This is a genomic window from Pandoraea horticolens, assembly GCF_902459555.1.
Lineage (GTDB): Bacteria > Pseudomonadota > Gammaproteobacteria > Burkholderiales > Burkholderiaceae > Pandoraea > Pandoraea horticolens.
Genome location: NZ_CABPSM010000005.1, coordinates 200,701 through 215,678, shown reverse-complemented (window position 1 = coordinate 215,678; position 14,978 = coordinate 200,701). Strand labels below are relative to the sequence as shown.

General features: G+C 61.3%; 14 protein-coding genes and 3 pseudogenes. 12 read left to right on the top strand and 5 right to left on the bottom strand.

Going from position 1 to position 14,978, the window contains the following annotated elements:
* The 5 genes from PHO31112_RS11025 to PHO31112_RS11005 all read left to right on the top strand — a co-directional run bounded on the left by PHO31112_RS11025 (position 1) and on the right by PHO31112_RS11005 (position 4,451).
* Positions 1-960 carry a 3-carboxyethylcatechol 2,3-dioxygenase gene (locus PHO31112_RS11025; protein ID WP_150620541.1) on the top strand — a complete coding sequence of 320 codons (960 nt, stop codon included), beginning with the start codon at positions 1-3 and terminating at the stop codon, positions 958-960.
* A gap of 35 nt (positions 961-995) precedes the next feature.
* The gene (gene mhpD / locus PHO31112_RS11020) at positions 996-1,781 is read left to right on the top strand and encodes a 2-keto-4-pentenoate hydratase (RefSeq protein ID WP_150620540.1); all 786 of its coding nucleotides are present in this window, start codon (positions 996-998) and stop codon (positions 1,779-1,781) included.
* 132 nt (positions 1,782-1,913) lie between these two features.
* Entirely contained in the window at positions 1,914-3,161 is a 1,248-nt protein-coding gene (gene mhpT / locus PHO31112_RS11015) for a 3-(3-hydroxy-phenyl)propionate transporter MhpT (RefSeq protein ID WP_150620539.1), read from the top strand.
* A gap of 98 nt (positions 3,162-3,259) precedes the next feature.
* Positions 3,260-4,117, top strand: coding sequence for an alpha/beta fold hydrolase (locus PHO31112_RS11010; protein WP_150620538.1), 858 nt, complete (start codon positions 3,260-3,262; stop codon positions 4,115-4,117).
* Between the two features lie 106 nt (positions 4,118-4,223).
* A complete protein-coding gene (locus PHO31112_RS11005; protein WP_246178029.1) occupies positions 4,224-4,451 on the top strand; it encodes a hypothetical protein in 228 nt (75 codons plus the stop codon).
* Here the strand turns inward: PHO31112_RS11005 and PHO31112_RS27550 are convergent.
* Positions 4,432-4,629: pseudogene (locus PHO31112_RS27550) on the bottom strand (hypothetical protein); the annotation flags it as partial. The gene PHO31112_RS11005 and the pseudogene PHO31112_RS27550 sit on opposite strands and share 20 nt — an antisense overlap.
* Positions 4,630-4,644: 15 nt before the next feature.
* Between PHO31112_RS27550 and PHO31112_RS10995 the strand changes: the two are divergent.
* Positions 4,645-4,761: pseudogene (locus PHO31112_RS10995) on the top strand (IS110 family transposase); the annotation flags it as partial.
* Between the two features lie 202 nt (positions 4,762-4,963).
* On the opposite strand, the pseudogene PHO31112_RS10990 reads toward PHO31112_RS10995, so the two are convergent.
* Positions 4,964-5,081: pseudogene (locus tag PHO31112_RS10990) on the bottom strand (transposase); the annotation flags it as partial.
* A 416-nt stretch (positions 5,082-5,497) separates the two neighbouring features.
* On the opposite strand from PHO31112_RS10990, the gene PHO31112_RS10985 reads away from it, so the two are divergent.
* From PHO31112_RS10985 to PHO31112_RS10970, 4 genes are all read left to right on the top strand, one after another.
* Positions 5,498-5,737 carry a hypothetical protein gene (locus PHO31112_RS10985; RefSeq protein WP_150620537.1) on the top strand — a complete coding sequence of 80 codons (240 nt, stop codon included), beginning with the start codon at positions 5,498-5,500 and terminating at the stop codon, positions 5,735-5,737.
* Between the two features lie 351 nt (positions 5,738-6,088).
* Positions 6,089-6,502: an HNH endonuclease gene (locus tag PHO31112_RS10980; RefSeq protein ID WP_150620536.1), complete on the top strand. Its 414-nt coding sequence runs from the start codon at positions 6,089-6,091 to the stop codon at positions 6,500-6,502.
* A gap of 829 nt (positions 6,503-7,331) precedes the next feature.
* Positions 7,332-8,654 carry an MFS transporter gene (locus tag PHO31112_RS10975; RefSeq protein WP_150620535.1) on the top strand — a complete coding sequence of 441 codons (1,323 nt, stop codon included), beginning with the start codon at positions 7,332-7,334 and terminating at the stop codon, positions 8,652-8,654.
* Between the two features lie 136 nt (positions 8,655-8,790).
* Positions 8,791-9,774 (top strand): M14 family metallopeptidase, encoded by a 984-nt coding sequence (locus PHO31112_RS10970; RefSeq protein WP_150620534.1) that lies wholly within the window; start codon positions 8,791-8,793, stop codon positions 9,772-9,774.
* 136 nt (positions 9,775-9,910) lie between these two features.
* Here the strand turns inward: PHO31112_RS10970 and PHO31112_RS10965 are convergent, their stop codons facing one another.
* The gene (locus tag PHO31112_RS10965) at positions 9,911-10,351 is read right to left on the bottom strand and encodes a winged helix-turn-helix transcriptional regulator (protein ID WP_174995678.1); all 441 of its coding nucleotides are present in this window, start codon (positions 10,349-10,351) and stop codon (positions 9,911-9,913) included.
* 157 nt (positions 10,352-10,508) lie between these two features.
* Between PHO31112_RS10965 and PHO31112_RS10960 the strand changes: the two genes are divergently transcribed.
* On the top strand, positions 10,509-11,510 hold the full coding sequence (locus PHO31112_RS10960) for an LLM class flavin-dependent oxidoreductase (RefSeq protein ID WP_150620533.1): 1,002 nt from the start codon (positions 10,509-10,511) through the stop codon (positions 11,508-11,510).
* Between the two features lie 88 nt (positions 11,511-11,598).
* Here the strand turns inward: PHO31112_RS10960 and PHO31112_RS10955 are convergent, their stop codons facing one another.
* Positions 11,599-12,867 carry an NAD(P)/FAD-dependent oxidoreductase gene (locus PHO31112_RS10955; protein ID WP_150620532.1) on the bottom strand — a complete coding sequence of 423 codons (1,269 nt, stop codon included), beginning with the start codon at positions 12,865-12,867 and terminating at the stop codon, positions 11,599-11,601.
* A gap of 85 nt (positions 12,868-12,952) precedes the next feature.
* Positions 12,953-13,786, bottom strand: coding sequence for an aldo/keto reductase (locus PHO31112_RS10950; RefSeq protein WP_150620531.1), 834 nt, complete (start codon positions 13,784-13,786; stop codon positions 12,953-12,955).
* A gap of 584 nt (positions 13,787-14,370) precedes the next feature.
* Between PHO31112_RS10950 and PHO31112_RS10945 the strand changes: the two genes are divergently transcribed.
* Positions 14,371-14,943 carry a cytochrome b gene (locus tag PHO31112_RS10945; protein ID WP_150620530.1) on the top strand — a complete coding sequence of 191 codons (573 nt, stop codon included), beginning with the start codon at positions 14,371-14,373 and terminating at the stop codon, positions 14,941-14,943.
* Positions 14,944-14,978: the final 35 nt, after the last annotated feature.

Below are 14,978 nucleotides of genomic sequence, written 5' to 3'. Positions count from 1 at the left end.
ATGCCGATTCATCTCGAATGCCTGTCCCACACGCCGCTGCATGGCTATTTCGACCCCGCCGATGACGTGGTGTCGGAAGTGGGGCGCGTACAGGCGACTGCGCGAGAGCGTGTGCGTCAGTTCGCCCCGGAGCTCGTCGTCGTGTTCGCGCCCGACCACTTCAACGGCTTTTTCTATGACGTCATGCCGCCGTTCTGTATTGGCGCGCAGGCCACTGCTATTGGTGACTTTAAGAGCCTCGCAGGCACACTGCCCGTGCCGTCGAACACCGCGCACGCGCTCACGGAGCACGTATTGTCGAGCGATATCGACGTTGCGCTGTCGTACCGCATGCAGGTCGACCACGGTTTCGCCTATGCACTGGAAGTCCTAACAGGCAGTCTCGATACCTATCCCGTCGTGCCGGTATTCATCAACTCGGTCGCGCCCCCGATGGCGACGCTTCGCCGCTCGCGGTTGCTTGGCGATGCAATCGGCCGCTTCTTCGCGCAAACGGACAAGCGCGTGCTTGTGGTCGGCTCGGGCGGCATTTCGCATGAACCTCCGGTGCCCGAGCTCATCGGCGCAACCGAAGAAGTCGCCGAGCGTCTGATTGCCGGACGCAATCCGTCGGCCGAATTTCGTGCGGCGCGTCAGGCGCGCACCGTTGCCGCGGCGAAGGCCTTCACGGCGGGAGACAGCCATATGCATCCGCTCAATCCGCAATGGGACCGTGATTTCCTGCAAACCCTGACAGACGGCGACTGGCGCGCCGTCGACGCGATGAGTAACGACACCATTACGCGAGACGGTGGCAAGTCCGCGCACGAGATCCGCACGTGGGTTGCCGCGTTCGCGATGCTCGCGGCCTACGGCGAGTACCGCGCGAGCGTCGATTACTACCGTCCGATTCCCGAATGGATCGCGGGTTTCGCTGCCATGCACGCGGTGCCGAAACCTCCGTTGGCCGTAGCGGCCTGATCACGAGAAACGGGACCAAACAAGAGGATTTCCCGATGTTGAATGTCCAAATGATTCAAACGCTTGCTGACCGTCTTCGTCAGGCGGAAGCCTCACGTCAAGCCATTGCGCCCGTGCGCGGCGAGATCGCACTCGACGACATGGCCACCGCCTATGCGGTGCAGCAGCGCAATGTCGACGCGCGAGTGGCCAATGGCGAGCGCATTGTCGGTCGCAAGATCGGCCTGACGTCGCTGGCCGTGCAAAAGCAACTTGGCGTGGACCGGCCCGACTTCGGCGCGCTGTTCGCGAGCATGGCATACGGCGATGCGCAGCCGATGCCGCTTGCCAGCCTTATCCAGCCGAAGGTCGAAGCTGAAATCGCGCTTGTACTTGAGCGTGACCTGACGTACGAGAAGCACACATTCGCAGACATTCTTCGCGCGAGCGCCTACGTCGTGGCGGCCGTGGAAGTCGTCGACAGTCGCATCGAGCAGTGGAATATCCGCTTCGTCGATACCGTGGCCGACAACGCGTCGAGCGCGCTGTTCGTACTCGGAAGCCGCCCCGTGAAGCTCTCGGACGTAGATCTCACGGCCTGCGCGATGACCATTTCGCGCGACGGCGAGGTGTTGTCGCGCGGCAACGGCGCGGCATGCCTCGGCAATCCGCTCAATGCCGCCGTCTGGCTCGCGGATCGCATGGCACAGCTCGGCACGCCACTGCGTGCGGGCGAAGTCGTGCTCACCGGTGCGCTTGGGCCGATGGTGCCCGTCACGGAAGCCGGCACGTTCGTCACCGAGATCGAGGGACTGGGCAGCGTGCATGCCGTCTTTGCGTGAGGCAGGTCGCGTCAGATATCCGATCCATCAGCGTTACAGGGCAACACCGGCATCCCCCGCAATCGGGGTGACTTCGCCATCGACACCATGACCGCCATCAAGAGCGGACTTCGTGAATCTGGAGACTTAGCAATGAACACATCATCCCAAGGCGTTGTGGCCTCGAAGGGAAGCCTCGCGACGATCGGTTTGTGTCTGGCCATCGCATTGCTCGAAGGCCTCGATCTGCAATCGGCTGGCGTGGCAGCACCGCGCATCGCAAAGGAGTTCGGTCTGAGCGTGGCGCAGATGGGGTGGGCGTTCAGCGCCGGCGCCATCGGACTGCTGCCGGGCGCGGCGCTAGGCGGACGGCTGGCCGATCGCTGGGGGCGCAAATACGTGCTGACGTTGTCTGTCGCGTTGTTCGGCATCTTTTCGCTCCTCACGGCACACGTGTGGAGTTTCGAATCGCTGCTGACGGCGCGCTTTCTCACCGGTCTAGGCCTTGGCGCTGCCATGCCCAACCTCATCGCGCTGTGTGCCGAAGCGGCGCCGCAGGGGCATCGCAACAGCGCCGTGGGCGCGATGTATTGCGGTATGCCGTTCGGTGCGGCACTCGCGGCCGTCATCGGCATCGTCAGCCCGAGCGAGGAGGGATGGCGTCATGTGTTCTACGTCGGCGGCTTCGGTCCGTTGCTGATGGTGCCGTTGCTTGGCCTGTGCCTGCGCGAGTCCGCGCAATTCGTCGAAACGCGACTCGCACGGACATCGAGCGTCACACCCGGTGTAACGCACGCGCTGTGGAAGGAAGACCGCACGCGCAGGACCATCGCGCTGTGGGTCAGCTATCTCGGCACGCTGATCGTGCTGTATTTCCTGATGAACTGGCTGCCGTCGATGGTCGTGGCCAACGGGTTGTCCCGCGAACAGGCGGGCGTGGCGATCATGATGTTCAACATCGGTGGCGGCCTCGGTGCAATCGGCATTTCGAACGTGATGGACCGCTTTTCGCCGCGCCTGACGGTGATCGGCATGTATCTCGGCATTGCGTTGTCGCTGGCTGGGCTGTCGAGTGCCATCGGTGCGTTGACGATGGCTTGCGGTGCGTTCTTCTGTGGCCTGTTTCTCGTGGGCGGACAGTCGGTGCTGTATTCGATGGCGGGACAGGCGTATCCCACAGAAGTTCGCGGAACGGGTGTCGGCGCAGCGGTGGCGATCGGCCGGCTTGGCTCGATTCTCGGACCGCTGATCGCGGGGCAATTGTTTGCGTTGGGGCAGAGTGCGTCGATGCTCGTGTCGTCGAGCATTCCACTGATCGTGATCGCCGCCATCTCCGCATTGACCGTCGTGGGCACGTTCGAGCCGCGCATCGTGGCGGGCGTAGTTCAGCCGGGACGTTAAATACGCGTTTCCGGAGTTTGCAATTTACAGGTTTTGAATTCTTGAATTTCTGAGTCTCGGATTCTCAGATTCTCAGATTCTGATAAGGAAGGGTCATCATGACGGCAATCACTGAAGCGTCGACGAGCCGCTTCGTCACCATTCGCGACGCGGACACCGTGTTTCGCATTCATTACAACGACACCGGCAGCGGTACGGAGACGGTCGTGATGCTGCACGGCTCGGGGCCCGGCGCCACGGGCTGGGCCAATTTCAACCGTAACGTCGAACCGTTGGTCGACGCCGGTTATCGCGTGCTGCTCGTCGACTGCCCTGGCTGGGGCAAGAGCGATCCCGTGGTCAACAACGGATCGCGTTCGGAGCTCAACGCCCGTGTGCTTAAGGCCGTGCTCGACGAGCTGGACATCCAGCGAGTGCACATCATCGGCAATTCGATGGGCGGTCACGGCACGGTGGCATTTGCGTTGTCGAACCCGGCGCGCGTCGGCAAGCTGATTTTGATGGGCGGCGGCACTGGCGGTCCGAGCCAGTTCGTGGCAATGCCGACCGAAGGCATCAAGCTGCTCAACGGCTTGTACAAGGAGCCGACCATTGAGAATCTGAAGCGCATGATGAATGTGTTCGTCTTCGATGCCAGCGCGATCACCGACGATCTGATGCAGGCGCGGCTAGACAACATGCTCGCGTCTCGCGAGCATCTCGAGAACTTCGTGAAGAGCCTCGCGGCGAACCCGAAGCAGTTCACGGACTACGGCGCACGTCTTGGCGAAATCGCTGCGCCGACGTTGATCGTCTGGGGACGCGAAGACCGCTTCGTTCCGATGGACGTCGGTCTGCGCCTGCTGGCGGGGCTGCCCAACGCCCAGTTGCACGTGTTCAATCGCTGCGGTCACTGGGTGCAGTGGGAGCACGCCGACGCGTTCAATCGCATGGTCCTCGATTTCCTGACGCATTGAAGTTGAGACGGTCAGCGCGGGTGCCGATGCCCGCTTTTCGTCTCATGTAACGCCGTGAAATTCCTGCGCCGCGACTCGTTACGGATCGCAGGAACAGAGCGGCGGCTTGATGGGCGGTCACGCCGGAAAGAGCTTCTTCGTAGGGTTTGCTGCTGGTTTGGTGCGGGGCGATGGCTTCTTCAAGTCACTCGAGGGTGGCGGCGCCGGGGTGCTGACCGGACGTGTGGCCGAATCTCTCGCGGGACGCATGGGGATCGATCCGGCGACCGCGTCGAGGGTGGCCGCCGCCGCAACCCCCGATATCGTGGCGTTCCTCAAGGAGAGGTTCGCCTGAGGTCACACCGCACGGGCGCCCCAGATCTTTTTCGATTCAACATGAGCGGGATCACGCCGATAGCGATCCCGCCCATTCCAACGGTGTTCGTCACCCAATCGAACGTCGGCAGGCTGTAGAGCGCAATAAAGAACAAAAAAACGCCGCTCACCACCGGCCAGATGACGTGCGTCACGGCAAGCATGCCTGGGCCTGGGCCTTGGCGCTTCAAGCGCGGCGTGGCGCAAATCGTGTGATCGTCGCAATGGCTAACAAGATGGCTCGTACCTTCTGGGCCATACTCGCCTCAGGCCAGCCGACGATGCGTTGATGATTGACAGTGGCACACCGGTCGATTCGGCGAACAGGGAACCTGATTTTTATAACAGCCCTTGAGGTCTTCCAGTTGTTGAGGCCTGTTCGTGCGGATTTCCAGTTAGGCGCAGGGCTTACCCATGACGCCGGATATATGTACGCAATCGACTCCCGTGCTCATCAAAACATCAACTTGCTATCTAGGACAGTCCGTATATATAGAACGTCGCGTCCGATATGCCGTGCTTGCGGCACAGGTCCGCGACCTTCATATCTTTTATCGGCTTCCTTCCGCATCCCGATAATCTGCTCTTCACTGAACCGCGATTTCTTCATGACAAGGCTTCTCCTGCGGCCTTGCCACTAGCTTTACAGTGGGACCCTTCAGAGGGGAAAGGTCAGTATGACTCCATTTTTATACTTTCCGGAAAGTTCCGATCAAATCTCAAAGGAGGCCCTGCTTTCAGGAGGATTTCCGATGGAATGTGGAGCGATGCCGACACGGCCGTGTGGAGGGCAAAATTTCAGGAGAAACTCACGCAATTATCATGTTCGCGTCATCGAAGCGATGATTGCGGGGCACATTATAGAGTCAACCCAGCAAGTAAATTATCGACGTTTAACTTGGAAGCATCCCAACAGGGAAAGCCAAAAAATTTCAAACCGATTCCCAGCGGAAATTACCCAAAGACAGGAGCAGTAGGCGCTGCTAAATATGGCGGCATTCATTGGCTTGAATAAAGGGGCATCGTATGCGAACTCTTTCTCTCAATGAAGTTGAACTTGTTTCTGGTGCAGGCGTTACTGACGCTATTGCTACAGGCACGGTGTCGGGCTGGGGTATCGGTGCAGGTGTAGGTGCCGTCGGCGGCGCCGTAATTGGCGGCTCAATTGGCGCCGTAGGTGGTGCCGTTATCGGATCGGTGGCAGGAACACTTATCGGTGGGGCAGTTGGCGGGGTGGGTGCGCTTTTTGAGTGGTGGAGCAAATAACTGAGCCTGTCCGCATTTTTGTGGACGGGCATAAGCTGGCGGCTAAGGAGTAATGCCGTTCAGTGAAGCGATTTTTTGAGGAATCGAACGGTATATTTCGAGGGTCTGGCTTTGACGGCTCGGGGGCAACATCTTCCGGGCCGTTTTTGTTTTTGTATGGTGCATTCGAGTAGGCGCTGACGCATGGCCGCGAGCCACGCAGGCAGTTTTGCCAGCGCGAGAGTCCTGCTGAGCGTCTGCATGCAAGGCAGGACACGAGTCGGGCTGAGGAGGAGCTAGCCGAGTTTATGAAGACTCTCGATTCGCCAACCGCCCGGGAGGTGGAGATCTGGTTGAAACGGCTATCGAAAGGTGCAGGCGTCTACCGCCAATGGCCGAGTGTCGAAGGAGAGAAAACTGCGTTGCTTCTTTTACAAAGCCGACTCGTCAACCTCACGGTCCAGAGAGCACATCGTGCCTGAGTCCTTGGGAAATACCGAGCATGTGCTCAAGCCTGGCGTCGTCTGCGACGGTTGCAACAACTACTTGGCGCGCGAGGTTGAGAAGCCGATCCTCGGCTCCCTATACTTCAAGGAACGCCGTTTCAGCACTCTCGTCCCGAACAAGCGTGGGCACGTCGTCCCGCTAGATGGTTTTCATCTGAAGTCAGGCACGCGCATTCAGGTTTACGCGGACACGGGAGCGGGCGTCTGCGTTGGCGCTCATCCAGACGCTGCTGGGTCGATCTCAAGTAAGGTTGATATTCCCAATAGCAACCTCTTCTGAGGAGCGCGTCGTTGCCCGCTTTGTCGGAAAGGGCGGCCTAGAGGTACTGGCATCTCGACTCATTCAAGCTGGCCAGTCGCCCGCCGGCAATTGTACTCACCAGATAAGGCCTTCTCAGATGACGACGAACACCATGAGCTTCTCCACGAATATGAACTGCTTCTGAGGCTAATTGACAAGGCCAACAACCTCTATGCCGTCTACATCTCTTTGGTGCTCTTCGGGGAAGCGTTTGTCCTCAACATGTGTGGCCTCACACTCGATGGCTTTGAGGCTTGGCGGGCAAGCGCTGAAGGCTGACTGGCAACGCGTTGTGCGATTGGGTTCTGTGCACCGAATCCATAGGCGCCAAGGACCGCAACTGTTAGATAGCTGCCAACCGTAAGCCATGTCACTGACGGCAGTAATCAAGCTTTTATCGGACATAGTAATCGACCAATCGAGCTTCCGCCTTGGGTCGGGAGCCGAAAATTGCCTATTCCTCAGTACCCAACCCAGACGCAGATATGCATCAGCGACGACTCGGAGGGGCGAGGATTGTGTCGAAATCTGTCCATAACGATACGTGATGAAAATTGATGCGCAGCAACGAGGGGCTGCCACGTTACGGCGTTAATTGTTCCGTGACGGAGTTCATTGTTTTGCATCAAACGCGCGCGCCGCCCTCCCTCAATCAGCACCTTTGCGTGCCGAATCGGCACGAAGCCCGATTTTCTCCCGCCTACACTCCGCTTCCTGAGACTGGCCGGTGGCCTCGGCGCGTTTTGAGCGCGTATCGCGTGGCCGCCACACATTGATCCCCAACGCCAGCGATCCAGAGGAGCAGGGCATGACCAGTAACATCAAACCCCACAACCCGTGGCGCGAGATCTGCGCAGCGAGTATCGGCAACGCACTCGAGTTCTACGATCTGCTGATCTATGGCTACTTCGCCATCGTGATCGGCCAGTTGTTCTTCCCGTCGCATGACGCGACCACGTCGCTGCTGCTCTCAGTGGGCACCTTCGGTATCTCGTTCGTGACGCGCCCGCTGGGCTCGATTATCCTCGGCAGCTACGCTGACCGCGCGGGTCGCAAGGCGTCGCTCACGGTGTCCATCGCCCTGATGATGCTCGGCACCGCCATGATCGCGTTCGCCCCGACCTACGCGCAGATCGGCATTGCCTCCCCGCTCATCATTATCGTCGCGCGTATGCTGCAAGGCTTCTCTACGGGCGGTGAATTCGGTGCCGCCACGGCCTTCATGGTCGAGCACGCCGATGCCAAGCGCCGCGGCTTCTTTGCCAGCTGGCAAATGTCCACGCAAGGCCTCGCCACGGTGCTCGCCGCCGGAGTTTCCGCCTTGCTGAGCATGCTGCTCACGGCCGACCAACTCAGCGCATGGGGATGGCGTATCGCGTTCGCCGTGGGTCTGCTCATCGGCCCGGTCGGTCTTTACATTCGCCGCAACATCGACGAAACGGCCGATTTCAAGAAACTTGGCGAAAAGCAGCGCGAAAAGTCGCCACTGCGCGAAGTCTTCGGCCGCGATCGCGCCAATATGCTGCTCGGCGCCGGCGTCGTTGCCGCAGCGACCGCATTCAACTACGTTCACAAGCTGTACATGCCGACGTATGCCGTCAAGCAACTGCATATTCCGGCGACGTCGTCGTTCATCGGCGCTGTTGTCACCGGCGTGATGCTGATGATCGCCGCACCTGTCGTCGGCCATCTCTCGGACAAGTTCGGCCGTATTCGCGTGATGCTCTGGGCGCTGATTCTCGTGGGCGTGACAACCTACCCGCTGTTCGTGCTGCTCAACCGCTATCCGACCTTCCAGACGCTGCTCATGGTGCAAGCGCTCGTGGGGCTTCTCATTGCCGTGAGCCTCGCGCCGCTGCCTGCACTGCTGGCGGATATTTTCCCGACGAGCACGCGTGGCACGGGGCTGGCACTGTCGTACAACTTCTCGGTAACGCTGTTTGGCGGTTTCGCGCCGCTTATCGTGACCTGGCTCATCGACGCTACGCAGAACAAGCTCGCACCGAGCTTCTACGTGATGGCGACCGCCGTGCTCAGTATTTCCGCCGTGATTTCGCTGGGCCGCCGTGTGCGCGCCGGCAAGATCGCCGGTATCGCACAGCATGGCTCGACCCGCGCGTCGAAGGCCTGATCGACGCCGCTGGCGAACCGCCAACAATGCATCTCATCCTCATCCGATGACCTGATTTTCGCCGTAACGACGACGTCTGCTGTCCCCTACAGCAGCGTCGTCTCCTTTTTTCGGCATCCCTTGCGGAGCATTTTTCATGACCACGCTCGAAGCGATTCGCGCCGCCCTGCCGGCGTACCCCATCGAAGTCTCGTTTCCCGACATCAACCGCTGGCGCGAAGGCAATACCGGCATTGACTTTCTGCACTCGTTCGATAGCGGAAAGCCGGGCAAACACGTGATGATTCTCGCGCTCACGCACGGCAACGAAGTGAGCGGCGCCATTGCCGTCGACGCGCTGCTCGCGGCCGGCATGCGCCCCACGGCAGGGCGCCTGTCGTTGGGCTTCGGCAATATCGATGCGTACGAGCAATTCAGCGCCGAGAACGCCGACGCCACCCGCTTCCTCGACGAAGATATGAACCGCGTCTGGACGCCGTCGACGCTCGACGGCGAGCGCCAGAGCCGAGAGTTGTTGCGCGCGCGCGCCATGCGCCCGTTCATCGATACGGTTGATCTGCTGCTCGACATCCACTCGATGCACGAAGCCTCCGCGCCGTTGATGATGACCGGGCCGCTCGAGAAGGCGATTGCACTGGCCGCTGAACTCGGCACGCCGGAGCACGTCATCATCGACAAGGGCCATGCGAACGGCACACGTATGCGCGACTACGGCGGCTTCGGCGATCCGGCCAGCCCGAAGAACGCCCTGCTCATCGAAACCGGTCAGCACTTCGCCAAGAGCGCGTGCGACGTGGCGCTCGACAGTGCCGCCCGGTTCCTGTTGCACGCAGGTGTCGTGGCCGAGGCCGATGTGGCGTCGTTCCTCGCGCAAGCGTTGCCCGCACGTCAGAAGTTCGTGGAGATCACGCAGCCGGTGGTGGCGCGCTCGATGAACTTCCGTTTCTCACAGCCGTTCACCGGCCTGGAAGTGATCGAGAAGGCTGGGACGGAGATTGCCCGCGATGGCGACGAAGTCATTGTCACGCCCTACGACAACTGTGTGATCGTGCAGCCGTCGATGCGCCATCTCGGTGTGAATGTCACGATGATGCGTCTGGGACGCTTGCTCGATCGCTGAAGACGCGACGATAGCGAGACCGAAGTTAGGCAGCGGGCCGGCAATTTGCCGGCCCGTTCTGCTTGTGGGGGGCCTCAGTCGCGGTGCTCAGAACGTGCTGGCCAGGCGAGCCGACAGAGCGAACGTTCGTGCCGGTTCAGGCGGCGCGCGATGTGCCTGTGGAGGCCGGGGATGGCGTCATGTCGATATCGTCGTCGGCGGCGTCGTCAGTCTGCGCTGGTTTGCCGCGACGAAGGCTCAGTTGGGCAAGCACGTCGGCGTGTTGATTGCCCCAGCGGTACAGCATCTCGATGGGCTCGATGAACAACTCGCCGAGTGGCGTGAGCGAATACTCCACCTTGGGCGGCACGACGGCGTAGACCTCGCGATGAATCAGCCCGTCGCGCTCGAGTTCGCGCAATGTCTGCGTGAGCATCTTCTTTGAGATCCCCGGCAAGCGGCGCTGTAACTCTCCCGTGCGCGTGGTGCCGCACTGCAACGCGTACAGCACCATGCTCGTCCACTTCACGCTGAAGAGTTCCAGCACGCGACGCGGCACGCAAGTTTCTTCGAAAACGAACGGTTCGGGTTTGCTCATGGTAACCAATTGGTGACTATTCAACTAAAGAGTGCCTACTGGGGATTTTTGCCCTTCGTCACTATACTTTGTGCCGGTAGTGCGCGTCATCCGAAGTGAGAGGGCCTTGTGGCCCCGACAGCCGGAAGGGAGCGCGCGCAGGACAATGGAGAATCCCATGAGCAGTTTGTCGAAGACGGCCCTCTCGATGCTGGATCTGGTGCCGATACGCGCCGGCGGCACGGTGGCCGAAGCCCTGAAACAATCCACGGAACTGGCCCAGCACGTCGAGCGCCTGGGCTTCGAGCGTTTCTGGTTGGCGGAACACCACAACATGGATGGCATCGCGAGTTCGGCGACTGCCCTGCTGATCGGTCACATTGCGGACAAGACCTCACGTATTCGCGTGGGATCGGGCGGGGTGATGCTGCCGAACCATCCGCCACTGGTGGTCGCCGAGAACTTCGGCACCCTTGCCGCGCTCTATCCAGGACGCATCGATCTGGGACTGGGACGCGCTCCCGGCGCCGATCAGGCGACGATGCGCGCCCTGCGTCGTGATCGGTTGTCCAATGGCGACGACTTCCCGGAGCAGGTCGCCGAATTGCGTGCATTGCTCGCGCCGGCCCAGCCGGGGCAGCGGCTCGTCGCTACGCCCGGTGCGGGCAGCGATATTCCTGTGTGGTTGCTGGGCTCGTCGCTGTTCTCGGCGCAACTCGCGGCACATCTGGGGCTGCCGTACGCGTTTGCGTCGCACTTCGCGCCGCGATTCCTGTTCGATGCGCTACGTCTGTATCGCGAGCTGTTCCGTCCGTCTGCGGTATTGGATAAGCCTTACGTGATGGTCGGCGTACCGGTCGTGGCAGCGCCGACCGACGAGGAAGCGGCGTTCCTCGCGACGTCGGCGCAACAGAAGATTCTGGCGCTCATGCGCGGGCAAAGCCTGAAGTTGCAGCCTCCCGTGAACGATATGGACGAGCGTTGGGACCCGGCCGAACAGCATTCGGTGGAAGCATTCCTCGGCGTGTCCGTCGTAGGGGGGGCCGAGCGAGTGAAAGCGGGGTTGTCCGATCTGGTCGAACGCACGCAGGCTGACGAGCTGATGCTCGTGACCGATGTCTACGATCCCGCGTTGCGACTGCGCTCGTGTGACATCGTCGCGTCGGTCGCCAAGTCCTGACGGTTTGAGGGGGCGTTGAGCGTACGAGGCTGCATGACGGCGCGCTCGGCCCCCCTTCGCCGCGCGCGCCCTGCAGCATTCGCATTCTTCAGCGAAAGCGTCCGATCGAGAACGGCGAAAGGTCGATGGCAGGCCGTTCGCCGGCCACCAGCCCGGCAATCGTACGACCTGTCGACGCTGCGGCCGTCAGGCCGACGTGACCGTGGCCGAACGCATAAAACGCATTCGGCACTTTCGACGCCGCGCCCAGCACTGGTAGCGAGTCGGGGGTGCTGGGGCGAAAGCCCCGCCAGCGCGCACCGTCGACCGATTGCGTCGACTTCGTGCCTTGCACGGCGCGCGGAAACATCTTGTGCAGTTGACCCAGTAGCAGATCGGCACGCCGCCAGTTCGGCGGCGCTTGCAGCCCCGCCAATTCCACGGTGCCCGCGCCACGAAGGCGGCCGTTCATCGGTGTGGCGAACAACTTGCCCTCAGCCCACATGACGGGGCGCGACGGCATTTCGTCCGGTGCCGGAATTTCCACGTGATAGCCGCGCTCGGTGTCGAAGACGATGCGGTCTCCCAACTGGCGCACGAAGGGTGCCGACCACGCCCCCGCCGAGATCACCACGGCACTGGCGGCTTCGCGTCCTTTGTCGGTATGCACGGCGACGGCCTGTGCGCCATTGGTCTCGATGGCCGTGGCGCCCGCATCGACGACGCGCCCCCCTCGCGCGACTACTTGTGCGGTCAGACGCGCCAGGAGTGCACCCGGATCGCTGGTATGACCTGTCTCGCTGATGTATCGCGCGCCGACGAAGTCATGAGAAAGCGTCGGCTCGAACTCCCGAAGCGCAGCCGCATCGAGCGTCTCGATATGCACACCGTTGTCGCGGCGAAGCGCCATGCCGCTTTCGTCACCCGCCATGCCGTTCGGGCTGGAGTAAGCGATGAGATAGCCGCGACGCATGACCAGATCGTTCGCTCCCGCATCGTCGAGCAGGGGCTGATAGGCGTCGAGCGCGGGGCCGAGCAGCGCGCGCAACGCATGGGCTTGTGCGGCAACCCGAGCGGGTTGGCTCGCTGCGACGAAGCGCATGAGCCATGGCAACATGCGCGGGAGATAGCGCCATCGCAACACCAGCGGGCCATCCGGTTGCATCAGCCAGCCGGGTACCTGCCACAGCACGCCGGGCATCGCGATCGGGACGACCGACGAGCCATTGATGCAGCCCGCATTGCCGAGCGATGCCGCCTGGCGTGCCGACTGCCGGTCGACGATCACCACCGAATGCCCGGCACGTTGTAGATATGCGGCGGTACATACGCCGACCAAACCGCCCCCGATAACGACGACGGGACGTGAATCGTTCATGAAGCCGTCCTGCAAAAGCGCGAAAGCGCCTAGTGTACTTCGTTGGGTGCGCGCGACCGAGCACCTTCAAAATTCACGAACGTTCTCAGATCATCTCCAGCGGACGTTTGCGCCAGGGCGCTTCGAAGTGATGATCGAGCCGCGTCAGTTCGTCGCTGGTCAGATCGATGTCGTGCGCTGCGCGGTTGGCACGCATGTGCGCTTGCGAGCTTGCCTTGGGAATCGCGATGACGCCCGGTCGGTGCAGCACCCAGGCAAGCGCAATCTGCAATGGCTCGACGTGACGTGCGCGGGCAATATCGCCCAATACGCTCGTGGTCCGAAGCCGTCCCTGTTCGATGGGTGAATACGCTATCATCGGCATGCCGCGCTCGGCGAGCCACGGCGCGAGGTCATATTCGGGGCCGCGGCGCGAAAGGTTGTACAACACCTGATCGGTCGCACATGCGTTGCCACCCGGGGTGTCGAACAATTCTTCCATGTCGTCCGTATCGAAGTTGCTTACGCCCCAATGCCGGATCTTGCCCGCCTGGCGTAAGGTTTCGAAGCCCACGATTGTTTCCTTGAGCGGTACTTCGCCACGCCAGTGCAGCAGGTACAGATCGAGACGATCGGTGCCCAGGCGTTCCAGGCTGCGCTCGCAAGCCGCAATCACGCCGCGTTGCGAGGCGTTGTGCGGGTAGACCTTGCTCACGAGAAACACCTCGTCGCGCAGCCCGTCCAGCGCTTCGCCCACGAGGCGTTCGGTAGCGCCCTCGCCGTACATTTCGGCCGTATCGACAAGCGTCATGCCCAGCGAGACACCCAGGCGCAACGCATCGATTTCCTCGCGCCGCCGCTCCGGCTTCTCGCCCATCATCCATGTGCCCTGACCCAGCACCGGTACGGTTTCGCCTCCGGGAAGTGTGATGTCTCGCATAGTCTGTCCTCCATGTATTTGATGACCATTATCGGCCCGCACGTCGAGCTATGACCAGCGTTGTGAGGGCTTCACACAACACTTCACGGTGTCGTCTTATCTTTTGCGTCGTATTCGTCCTAAGCATGGCTCGGACGTGCCCGCTATTGCATCTGTGCGTCGATTCTCTCGGATAGTTCACAGACCTTTGGCTGCACTGCCGCGATAAGCTGGCCGCACCGATGCACATGGCGAATGTTGCTCCGCAGCGAGACGGCTCGGTGATGGCTCAGGCCGTGTGTATCGGGCCTGCGGAGATCGGTAGCGCGAGGCTTCGTTGTGGCACGCACAAAAAAAAGCCCCGCGAGCGGGGCTGAAAGGCCGACCAAGCGACGGTCGGCCAAGGAGGTTCATCGGAAAGCGCGTCCGTGGGGCCGTGAGCGCTCGAGACGTATTGTCGGCATAGCAAGGCAGTCCGTGGGGAGGAGGAATCCGAATACCAAGAGGAAACTTGAAGTAACAACTGCGACGATTCGAGACCTTTTCGCGTAACAGAACCGACGCCATAATGACGTCACCTGCAAGACAGAAAAGGAATCCCCCAGATGGATAACGCAATTAAGTTCCGCCCGAGTGGCTCGCGGCTCTCCTCGGCCGAGCGCTATGCGCCGCCCGCAATCTTCTTTCATTGGGCAATCGCGTTGCTGGTCGTGATTGCCTATGCGGCTGTCATCGCGAAAGGGTATTTGCCGAAAGGCAGCGCACCGCGTGCATTGTCCATGACGATTCACGAGTGGGCCGGGGTGGCGGTGCTGGTATTGGCCGTGCCGCGTTTGCTCTGGCGAATGATCAAGGGGGCGCCGGCGCTGTTACCCGGCCAGGGGCGGCTGGTGCGGGCATCGTCCGCCGCGGTGCATCTGCTGCTCTATCTGTTCCTGTTTGCGCAGCCGGTGCTGGGATACCTCACGCTCAATGCCGGGGGACATGTGCTCACCCTTCCGGGGCTGGATGTTGCGCTGCCGCAATTCATCGGGAAAGACGCTGAAGTGGGCCGGTCGATCAAGGACATTCACGAGACGATCGGCAGCGCGTTCTATTGGGTGATTGGCTTGCACGCACTGGCGGCGCTGTGGCATCACTACTTCCGTCGGGACGATACGTTGCGGCGCATGCTCTGAACACGAGGTTTGTCACACGACCTGCTGCCGGGCGG

Coding starts and splice junctions, on each gene's coding strand:
- PHO31112_RS11025 (WP_150620541.1), top strand. CDS start 1: ATGCCGATTCATCTCGAATGCCTGTCCCACACGCCGCTGCATGGCTAT.
- mhpD (WP_150620540.1), top strand. CDS start 996: ATGTTGAATGTCCAAATGATTCAAACGCTTGCTGACCGTCTTCGTCAG.
- mhpT (WP_150620539.1), top strand. CDS start 1,914: ATGAACACATCATCCCAAGGCGTTGTGGCCTCGAAGGGAAGCCTCGCG.
- PHO31112_RS11010 (WP_150620538.1), top strand. CDS start 3,260: ATGACGGCAATCACTGAAGCGTCGACGAGCCGCTTCGTCACCATTCGC.
- PHO31112_RS10985 (WP_150620537.1), top strand. CDS start 5,498: ATGCGAACTCTTTCTCTCAATGAAGTTGAACTTGTTTCTGGTGCAGGC.
- PHO31112_RS10975 (WP_150620535.1), top strand. CDS start 7,332: ATGACCAGTAACATCAAACCCCACAACCCGTGGCGCGAGATCTGCGCA.
- PHO31112_RS10970 (WP_150620534.1), top strand. CDS start 8,791: ATGACCACGCTCGAAGCGATTCGCGCCGCCCTGCCGGCGTACCCCATC.
- PHO31112_RS10965 (WP_174995678.1), bottom strand. CDS start 10,351: ATGAGCAAACCCGAACCGTTCGTTTTCGAAGAAACTTGCGTGCCGCGT.
- PHO31112_RS10960 (WP_150620533.1), top strand. CDS start 10,509: ATGAGCAGTTTGTCGAAGACGGCCCTCTCGATGCTGGATCTGGTGCCG.
- PHO31112_RS10955 (WP_150620532.1), bottom strand. CDS start 12,867: ATGAACGATTCACGTCCCGTCGTCGTTATCGGGGGCGGTTTGGTCGGC.
- PHO31112_RS10950 (WP_150620531.1), bottom strand. CDS start 13,786: ATGCGAGACATCACACTTCCCGGAGGCGAAACCGTACCGGTGCTGGGT.
- PHO31112_RS10945 (WP_150620530.1), top strand. CDS start 14,371: ATGGATAACGCAATTAAGTTCCGCCCGAGTGGCTCGCGGCTCTCCTCG.